The organism is Azospirillum sp. TSO22-1 (genome assembly GCF_003116015.1).
Classification (GTDB): Bacteria; Pseudomonadota; Alphaproteobacteria; order Azospirillales; family Azospirillaceae; genus Azospirillum.
The window spans coordinates 94,198-102,458 of the sequence record NZ_LGQZ01000028.1 but is presented as its reverse complement, the minus strand read 5'-3'; the positions used below and the strand labels follow the sequence as shown (position 1 = coordinate 102,458).

Annotated in this window: 8 protein-coding genes; all 8 read right to left on the bottom strand. The window is 69.9% G+C overall.

Going from position 1 to position 8,261, the window contains the following annotated elements:
• Nucleotides 1-101: 101 nt before the first annotated feature.
• Entirely contained in the window at nt 102-518 is a 417-nt protein-coding gene (locus TSO221_RS09045) for a DUF1489 domain-containing protein (protein WP_109118154.1), read from the bottom strand.
• 70 nt (nt 519-588) lie between these two features.
• Nucleotides 589-927, bottom strand: a complete 339-nt coding sequence (locus TSO221_RS09040) for an acyl carrier protein (protein ID WP_109118153.1) — start codon at nt 925-927, stop codon at nt 589-591.
• A 66-nt stretch (nt 928-993) separates the two neighbouring features.
• Nucleotides 994-1,899: a hydroxymethylglutaryl-CoA lyase gene (locus TSO221_RS09035; protein WP_109118152.1), complete on the bottom strand. Its 906-nt coding sequence runs from the start codon at nt 1,897-1,899 to the stop codon at nt 994-996.
• Between the two features lie 201 nt (nt 1,900-2,100).
• Entirely contained in the window at nt 2,101-4,107 is a 2,007-nt protein-coding gene (locus tag TSO221_RS09030) for an acetyl/propionyl/methylcrotonyl-CoA carboxylase subunit alpha (protein ID WP_109118151.1), read from the bottom strand.
• A gap of 98 nt (nt 4,108-4,205) precedes the next feature.
• Nucleotides 4,206-5,096: a potassium channel family protein gene (locus TSO221_RS09025; protein WP_247877968.1), complete on the bottom strand. Its 891-nt coding sequence runs from the start codon at nt 5,094-5,096 to the stop codon at nt 4,206-4,208.
• Between the two features lie 158 nt (nt 5,097-5,254).
• Nucleotides 5,255-6,040 (bottom strand): enoyl-CoA hydratase/isomerase family protein, encoded by a 786-nt coding sequence (locus tag TSO221_RS09020; protein ID WP_109118149.1) that lies wholly within the window; start codon nt 6,038-6,040, stop codon nt 5,255-5,257.
• 16 nt (nt 6,041-6,056) lie between these two features.
• A complete protein-coding gene (locus tag TSO221_RS09015) occupies nt 6,057-7,664 on the bottom strand; it encodes a carboxyl transferase domain-containing protein (protein WP_109118148.1) in 1,608 nt (535 codons plus the stop codon).
• Between the two features lie 370 nt (nt 7,665-8,034).
• Complete coding sequence (locus TSO221_RS34910; RefSeq protein ID WP_146208745.1) at nt 8,035-8,205, bottom strand: antitoxin; 171 nt, start codon at nt 8,203-8,205, stop codon at nt 8,035-8,037.
• Between the last annotated feature and the right edge of the window lie 56 nt (nt 8,206-8,261).

Sequence of the window (8,261 nt, the reverse complement as noted above, 5' to 3'; positions counted from 1 at the left end):
CCCGCCGGCGCCGCCTCAGTGGCCGCCCCGTCGGTGGAGCGGTTTATAGGCGCCACCCCTTCCAGCTGGCAAGCGCTTTTTTCGCTTCGTGACGTTTTTTCTCAGAGCAGGCCAAGCGCGCGCAGTTCGGCGGCGAGGTGGGGCGGCAGCTCGTCGCCGGCGCCGCCGGCCTCCGACAGGTCGGCGGGCGCGGCGGCCGGCTCCAGATAGCGCCAGCCTTGGAAGGGACGCTGCGCGGTGGGAACGGTGGGCACGAGGTCGGCGGCGACGCTGATGATGCAGTAGCCCTTGCCATCCTCGTCCACCCCGGTGTCGATGGCGACGACGCGCTGGCGCACGCAGGTCGAACCGCGGATCACCCAGTAGAGCGAACCGCTGCCGACGACCTCCTCGGCGCGCTTGGGAATCATGCGGGTGTAGACGGGAACGATGCCGTCGGCGGCACGGCGCGCGTGCACCTCGCGGAGATGGTCGATGTCGCGGATGCCGACGGCGAGCTTGATCAGGTTCAGGGGCATGGGGGCTGTCGATGCTGCGGGATGCGCCGCCGGGTCCGGCGCCGTCCCTCCCCTGCCCCGCCCTCCCGGCTCAGGCCGGGATGGGGTTCAGCGAGCGGCAGCGCGCCTCGAACTCGTCGGTCACGAAGTCGGGCTTCTTGTAGAACCCCTTCATCCAACTAACCAGCATGCAGAGGTCTTCCAGATGGATGGCCTCGTCCAGCGTGTCCTCGGGGAACTCCACCTCGAAGCCTTCGCGGATGAAATCGAGCACCTGCTCCAGCTGCTCCGGCGCGAGGCCGATCTCATCCAGCACGGCGGTGCGGGTCAGTTCCTTCTCGTCAATGCCGAAGTCGTCGCGGATCAGCTTCACGATCCAACGGAACATCTGCATCCAGTTGGTGACCCCGACAACAACTCCCTCGGACATCGGTGCGTTCTCCCACTCAGAGTGCCGGCGAGTGTCGCACGCGAGGGTTACCGAATTCTTGCGCCATCACGCCGCACGTGCAGCCAGCGCCCGCCCGGCCTTCGACGCCGTCGGCCGGCCGAGCACGCCGGAGATCCAGGCGCCGGTCGCCGCCAGCGCGTCCAGGTCGACGCCGGTCTCCAGCCCCAAGCCGTGCAGCATGTAGACGACGTCCTCGGTCGCCACGTTGCCGGACGCCCCCTTGGCGTAGGGGCAGCCGCCGAGCCCGGCCACCGCCGAGTCCACCACCGCCACGCCCAGCTCCAGGCAGGCCAGGATGTTGGCCAGCGCCTGCCCCCAGGTGTCGTGGAAGTGCAGCGCCAGGCGCTCGACCGGCACGGCGTGCGCCACCGTCTCCAGCATGGCGCGGGCCTTCATGGGCGTGCCGACGCCGATGGTGTCGCCGAGCGAGACCTCGTAGCAGCCCAGCTCGATCAGCCTGGCCGCGACCTCCGCTACCTTGGCCGGGGCAACCGCGCCCTCGTAGGGGCAGCCGAGCACGCAGCTGACGTAGCCGCGCACCGTCAGGCCCTTGGCCAGCGCCTCGGCGCAGACCGGGGCGAAGCGCTCCAGGCTCTCGGCGATGGAGCAGTTGATGTTCTTCTGCGAAAAGGCTTCGGAGGCGGCGCCGAACACCGCGATCTCCTGCGCGCCGGCCGCGATGGCCGACTCCAGGCCCTTCAGGTTGGGCACCAGCACCGGGTAGGAGACGCCGGGCTTGCGGCGGATCCGCTGCAGCACCTCGGCCGAATCGGCCATCTGGGGGACCCACTTCGGGCTGACGAAGGCGCCGGCCTCGACCGCCGGCAGGCCGGCGTCGGCGAGGCGTTCGATCAGCTCGACCTTGGCGTCCAGGGGGACGATGGCCGCCTCGTTCTGCAGGCCGTCGCGCGGGCCCATCTCGACGATCTTGACGCGGGTGGGATAGGGCATCTCTTGGGCTCCGTTCAGTCCCGAGGCGGAGAGCAACATTCACACGGATTTCACGGATTTGGGCACGGATGACACGGATTTTGAGATCCTTGGGCGTCCTGCCCGGCCCATCAGCCGATGCCGGGGCACGATCAAGGAAATCCGTGAAATCCGTGGCTCAATCCGTGCAATCCGTGTCGATCTTGTGAGCGGCGCTGCGGCTCACCCCTCCGCCTCGAAGCTCACCAGATCGTTGCCCTCCTCCACCTGGTCGCCGACGGCGCAGCGGTAGGCGGTGAGGGTCCCGGCGCTCGGGGCCTTGAGGGTGTGCTCCATCTTCATCGCTTCCAGCACCAGCAGGGGCTGGCCCTTCTCGACCCTGGAGCCGGGCTCGGCCAGCAGCGCGATGATCTTGCCCGGCATGGGAGCGGCGACCCGGCCGCCGGGGACGTCCTGGTCCAGCGCGCCGGTCAGCGGCTCGACCAGCGTCAGGCGATGGCTGCCGCCAGGGTGGAAGACGGTGATGTCGGCGCCCTGGCGCACCCAGACGGACGACAGCCGCACGCCGTCGAGGTCGGCCTCCAGCGTGCCGCCGGGGTTGAACTCGCCGCCGGCCGTCACCGACTCGCCGCCCGGCAGCTCCAACCGGTAACCGTCGCGGCGGTAGACGACGCCGACCAGACGGTCCTCACCGTTCTCGCGGAAGGTCAGGGTGTCGCGCGCCTCCTCGTTGAGGCGCCAGCCGTCGGTGCGGACCCACGGGCTCCACGGGTCGGCGGACGCGGCGGCGGCCTCGCGAGCGGTCCGCTCGCGGTCGAGCAGCACGCCGAGCGCCGCCAGCGCCAAGGCGCGCGGCCCGGCCGCCGCCGGTTCGGGCAGCAGATCGGCGCGGTGGCGCTCGATGAAGCGGGTGTCGAGGTCGGCGCCGAGGAAGGCGGGGTGGCTCGCCAGCCCCTCCAGGAAGCGCACGTTGGTGGCCAGCCCGACCACCTGCGTGGCGCCCAGCGCGGCGCGCATGCGGCGCACCGCCGAGGCACGGTCGACGTCCCAGACGATCAGCTTGGCGATCATCGGGTCGTAGTGCACCGAGATGGCATCCCCGGCGCGCACGCCGGCGTCGACGCGCACGTGCGGGCCGCAGGGCGGGAAGCCCAGATGCTCCAGCGTGCCGGTCTGGGGCAGGAAGTCGCGGTCGGGGTCCTCGGCGTACAGGCGCGCCTCGATGGCGTGGCCGTGGATGGTCAGGTCGTCCTGGCCGACCGGCAGCGGTTCTCCCGACGCGACGCGGAGCTGCCACTCCACGAGGTCCTGGCCGGTGATCATCTCGGTCACCGGGTGTTCGACCTGCAGGCGGGTGTTCATCTCCATGAAGTAGAAGCCGCCCTGCGCCGGGTCGTAAAGGAACTCCACCGTGCCGGCGCCGACGTAGCCGATGGCCTTGGCGGCGGCCACCGCGGCCTCGCCCATGCGGCGGCGCACCTCGGAAGGCAGGTTGGGGGCCGGCGCCTCCTCGATCACCTTCTGGTGGCGGCGCTGGATCGAGCAGTCGCGCTCGAACAGGTAGACGCAGCGGCCCTGGCCGTCGGCGAAGACCTGGATCTCCACATGGCGCGGGCGCTCCAGGTACTTCTCGATCAGCACGCGGTCGTCGCCGAAGGCGGCGGCCGATTCGCGCTTGGCGCTGGCGAGCTGGGCGTCGAACTCGGCGGCGGAGGCCGCCACCTTCATGCCCTTGCCGCCGCCGCCGGCCGAGGCCTTGATCAACACCGGCCAGCCGATGCGCTCGGCTTCCGCGCGCAGCAGTGCCGGGTCCTGGTCGGCGCCGTGGTAGCCGGGGACCAGCGGCACGCCGGCCGTCTCCATCAGCGCCTTGGCCTCGGACTTGCCGCCCATGGCGCGGATGGCGGAGGGCGGAGGGCCGATGAAGACGACGCCCGCGGCGGCGCACGCCTCGGCGAAGCGCTCGTTCTCCGACAGGAAGCCGTAGCCGGGGTGGATCGCCTCGGCACCCGAGCGCTTGGCGACGTCGAGGATCGCCTCGATCTTCAGGTAGCTCTCGCGCACCGGCGCCGGGCCGATGCGGTAGGCCTCGTCGGCCATGGCCACGTGCATCGCCTCGGCGTCGGCGTCGGAATAGACCGCCACCGTCTTCAGGCCCATGCGGCGCGCCGTGCGGATGACGCGGCAGGCGATCTCGCCTCGGTTGGCGATGAGAATCTTGGAAAACACGGCCCTGGTCCTCCCCGGTGCCTTCTTCTTCTGGGCGCAGCTTATCTATACGGTACCGTATTGTAAAGCGGCCGCGTGCCGCCCACAGCGGATCGCCCTTACAACGGATCCCGATGGTCCGCCCGGTCGTGCGGCCGGGCGTGGCCGATGATGGCGCTGAAGCCGAACAGCAGCAGCAGCACGCCGGTGACGATCTCCACCGCGCAGACGATGCGGACCGCGCCGGTGATCGGGTAGATGTCGCCATAGCCGACAGTGGCGAAGGTGATCAGCGAAAAGTACAGCCCCTCGGGGAAGGTCAGGTCGCGCCGCACGCCGTCGATGATGAAGTTCGGCTCGCCCATGAAGCGGTCCATGATCGTGTACAGCGACCCGAACAGGATGATGGTCAGCGAATAGAAGGTCAGGAAGGCGAAGGCCGGCAGCACAAGGCGCGACGCCTGCTGGAAGAAGCCTTCGAACAACAGCCCGGCGTCGAGCAGGAAGATGGCGATGTCGCGGCTGACGAACAGCACCACCAGCGCGATGGCGCCCATGGCGGCGACGAACAGCTCGGACAGCAGCTCCGGCGCCATGTCGTGGCCGGGCACCAGGAAGGTCAGCGCGCCGATGCCCCACACCGGCGCCATCCACAGGAACACGCGGTCGAGCTGCCCGCCGTCGCGTAGGCGCCGCGACTGGACGATGGAGCGGATATCGCGCGCTCGCCACCACGCCCCGCCGAGGAACGCCATCAGCGGCATGGCGAAGCCCACTCCTTGCGACAGCGGGCCGATGGAGTGGAAGTTGCTTTCCAGGAAGAAGACGAAGATGCAGGCGTACACGCCGATGAAGTTCGCCAGCGCCAGCGTGAAGAACTGGCTGCCCGGAAACACGTAGTGGAAGACGCCCACCACGATGCCGACCGAGCCCAGCAGCACGAACGCCAGATCGCCGGAGACCGAGCGGATCGACAGCGCGATCAGGCCGAGCAGGAACGCCGTGAACATCGCCCCACCCAGCCACGACCGGCGTGCGGCGGGGTGTGGCGCGGGGGTGGCCGAAGGCAGGGAAGCCGCCTTGGCGCGACGCTCGGGAACCGACTGATCCATACGACACTATAAGCAAAAAACGGCCGGTTCTTATAGCGCCGCAAGGTCGCGGGGAGTCAGCGATTTTGCCAGCCCGGCCTGGTTTTCCCGAGGAACGCGCCCACCCCCTCCCGACCCTCGGCGCTGGCGCGCTGGCGGGCGATGCGCTCGGCGGTGTCGCGGACCAGCGCGTCGTCCAGGGGGTGGTTGACCACGGCGCGGATCAGGTCCTTGGCGGCCCCCTGGGCGCCGGGGGCGCCCTCCATCAGCTTGGCGACCATGGTCTCGGCCGCGGCGTCCAGCTCGGCCGCCGGCACCACCTCGTGCACGAGGCCGAGGCGGTGCGCCTCGGATGCGGAGAAGCGCTCGGCGGTCAGGAAGTAGCGGCGGCAGGCGCGCTCGCCCATGGCGGCCACCACGTAGGGCGAGATCACCGCGGGGATGAGGCCAAGCCGCACCTCGGTCAACGCGAAGCTGGCGGTGTCGGCGCAGACGGCAATGTCGCAGGCGGCGACCAGCCCCACCCCGCCGCCGTAGGCCGGCCCCTGCACCACCGCCACCGTCGGCTTCGGGCAGGTGTCGAGCGTGCGCAGCATGACCGCGAGCCCCATGGCGTCGGCCACGTTCTCGTCGTGGCCGTAGCCGGCCATGCGCTGCATCCACGAGAGATCGGCGCCGGCCGAGAAGCTCTTGCCGGTGCCGCGCAGCAGGACCAGCCGCACCGCCGGGTCGGCGCCCAGCCGCCGGAAGGCCTCGGCGAGGTCGGCGATGACCGTCTCGTTGAAGGCGTTGTGCACGTCGCCGCGGTTCATGGTGACCGTGGCGACGCCGTCGGCGCGGATGTCGGTGAGGATGTCGCTCATGTTTCTGCCCTCCCCGTCACATGCGGAAGACGCCGAAGGTGGTCGGTTCGACCGGCGCGTTGTAGGCGGCCGACAGGCCGAGGCCCAGCACCATGCGGGTATCCGCCGGGTCGATGATGCCGTCGTCCCACAGCCGCGCCGAGGCGAAGTAGGGATGCCCCTGCGTCTCGTACTGCGCGCGGATCGGCGCCTTGAACGCCTCCTCCTCCGCCGGGTCCCAGCTCTTGCCCTGGGCCTCCAGGTTGTCGCGCTTGACCTGGGACAGCACGCCGGCCGCCTGCTCGCCGCCCATCACCGAGATGCGGGCGTTCGGCCACATCCACAGGAAGCGCGGGGAATAGGCGCGGCCGCACATGCCGTAATTGCCGGCGCCGTAGCTGCCGCCGATGATCACCGTGAACTTCGGCACCTTCGTCGTGGCGACCGCGGTCACCATCTTGGCGCCGTCCTTGGCGATGCCGCCGGCCTCGTACTTGCGGCCCACCATGAAGCCGGTGATGTTCTGCAGGAACACCAGGGGAATCCCCCGCTGGCTGCACAGCTCGACGAAGTGCGCGCCCTTCTGCGCCGATTCGGAGAACAGGATGCCGTTGTTGGCGACGATGCCCACCGGGTAGCCGAAGATCCGCGCGAAGCCGCACACCAGCGTGGTGCCGTACAGCGCCTTGAACTCGTCGAACTCCGAGCCGTCGACGACGCGGGCGATCACCTCGCGCACGTCGTAGGGCTTGCGCGGGTCGGAGGGAATGACGCCGTACAGGTCGGCGGCGGCGTAGCGCGGGTCCGCCGAGGCCCGCAGCGCCGCCTGCGGCGTCTTGGAGCGGTTCAGGTTGCCGACGACCCGCCGGGCCAGCGCCAGCGCGTGGCGGTCGTTCATGGCGTAGTGGTCGGTGACGCCGGAAATGCGCGAGTGCACGTCGGCGCCGCCGAGGTCCTCGGCCGACACCACCTCGCCGGTCGCCGCCTTCACCAGCGGCGGGCCGCCCAGGAAGATGGTGCCCTGGTTGCGCACGATGATCGCCTCGTCCGACATCGCCGGCACGTAGGCGCCGCCGGCGGTGCAGGAGCCCATGACGACGGCGACCTGGGCGATGCCCTGCGCCGACATGTTGGCCTGATTGTAGAAGATGCGGCCGAAATGGTCGCGGTCGGGGAACACCTCGTCCTGGTTCGGCAGGTTGGCGCCGCCGGAATCGACCAGGTAGATGCAGGGAAGCCGGTTCTGCTGCGCGATCTCCTGCGCGCGCAGGTGCTTCTTCACCGTCATCGGGAAGTAGGTGCCGCCCTTGACCGTCGCGTCGTTGGCGACGATCACGCACTCCTGCCCGGACACCCGGCCAACGCCGGTGATGATGCCGGCCGACGCCACCTCGTCGTTGTAGAGGCCGTAAGCGGCGAGCTGCGAGAACTCCAGGAACGGCGAGCCGGGATCGAGCAGCGCCTGCACGCGGTCGCGCGGCAGCAGCTTGCCGCGCGCGGTGTGCTTGTCGCGCGCCTTGGCACCGCCGCCCAGCTTTACCTGGGCGACCTTGTCGCGCAGGTCGCCGACCAGGGCCTGCATGGCCTCGCGGTTGCGGGCGAACTCTTCCCCGCGCGTGTCGAGCGCGGACGTCAAAACGGCCATTCGTATTTCCTCCCCGCCGGCGGTGCTTCAGCGCACCCTTCTCTGCCAGGACCGGGGCAGCTTGCACCATACGGTGCCGTATGGGCAAGCGGTTTTAGCCGCGACGCTGTGCGCCGTGCCAAACGCGCAAGATGTGGACCTCGGGACCGGTGACCTCATAAACCAGGGCGTATGGGCGGACGGCGACCAACTCACGTGTACCGGGACCGATCCGGGCCACCCGCGGTCCGGCAGGTCGCAAAACGCATCGCCCGCCTCACGCAGACGAATGACCATCCCCGCCGCCGCGGCGGGGTTGAACAGGGCGATGTAGTCGTAGATGCGCTCGACGTCGTCGACAGCCGACGGCGACCAGATCACCCGCACCGCATCACGCCCCCGGCTTCGGCGTACGGCGCCCAGCCGCCAGATCGTTCAGCCATTCGCGAACGCGCTCGTGTGGCACGCCCTTGCCGGCGGCCAGCTCGGCACGCGCCTCGGCGACGGCGCGCCGCTTGGCGTCGTCGTCCTCGGCTTCGAAAAGATGCGCAGATTCAGCCATGTCCCGAGGATAACACGATTCGCTGGAAGAGGATGCCGCGGCGTCGAGGTCGGCCA

Excerpts from the sequence above, each read along its gene's own strand:
- TSO221_RS09045 (WP_109118154.1), bottom strand. The coding sequence starts at position 518 with ATGCCCCTGAACCTGATCAAGCTCGCCGTCGGCATCCGCGACATCGAC.
- TSO221_RS09040 (WP_109118153.1), bottom strand. The coding sequence starts at position 927 with ATGTCCGAGGGAGTTGTTGTCGGGGTCACCAACTGGATGCAGATGTTC.
- TSO221_RS09035 (WP_109118152.1), bottom strand. The coding sequence starts at position 1,899 with ATGCCCTATCCCACCCGCGTCAAGATCGTCGAGATGGGCCCGCGCGAC.
- TSO221_RS09025 (WP_247877968.1), bottom strand. The coding sequence starts at position 5,096 with ATGTTCACGGCGTTCCTGCTCGGCCTGATCGCGCTGTCGATCCGCTCG.
- TSO221_RS09020 (WP_109118149.1), bottom strand. The coding sequence starts at position 6,040 with ATGAGCGACATCCTCACCGACATCCGCGCCGACGGCGTCGCCACGGTC.
- TSO221_RS09015 (WP_109118148.1), bottom strand. The coding sequence starts at position 7,664 with ATGGCCGTTTTGACGTCCGCGCTCGACACGCGCGGGGAAGAGTTCGCC.
- TSO221_RS34910 (WP_146208745.1), bottom strand. The coding sequence starts at position 8,205 with ATGGCTGAATCTGCGCATCTTTTCGAAGCCGAGGACGACGACGCCAAG.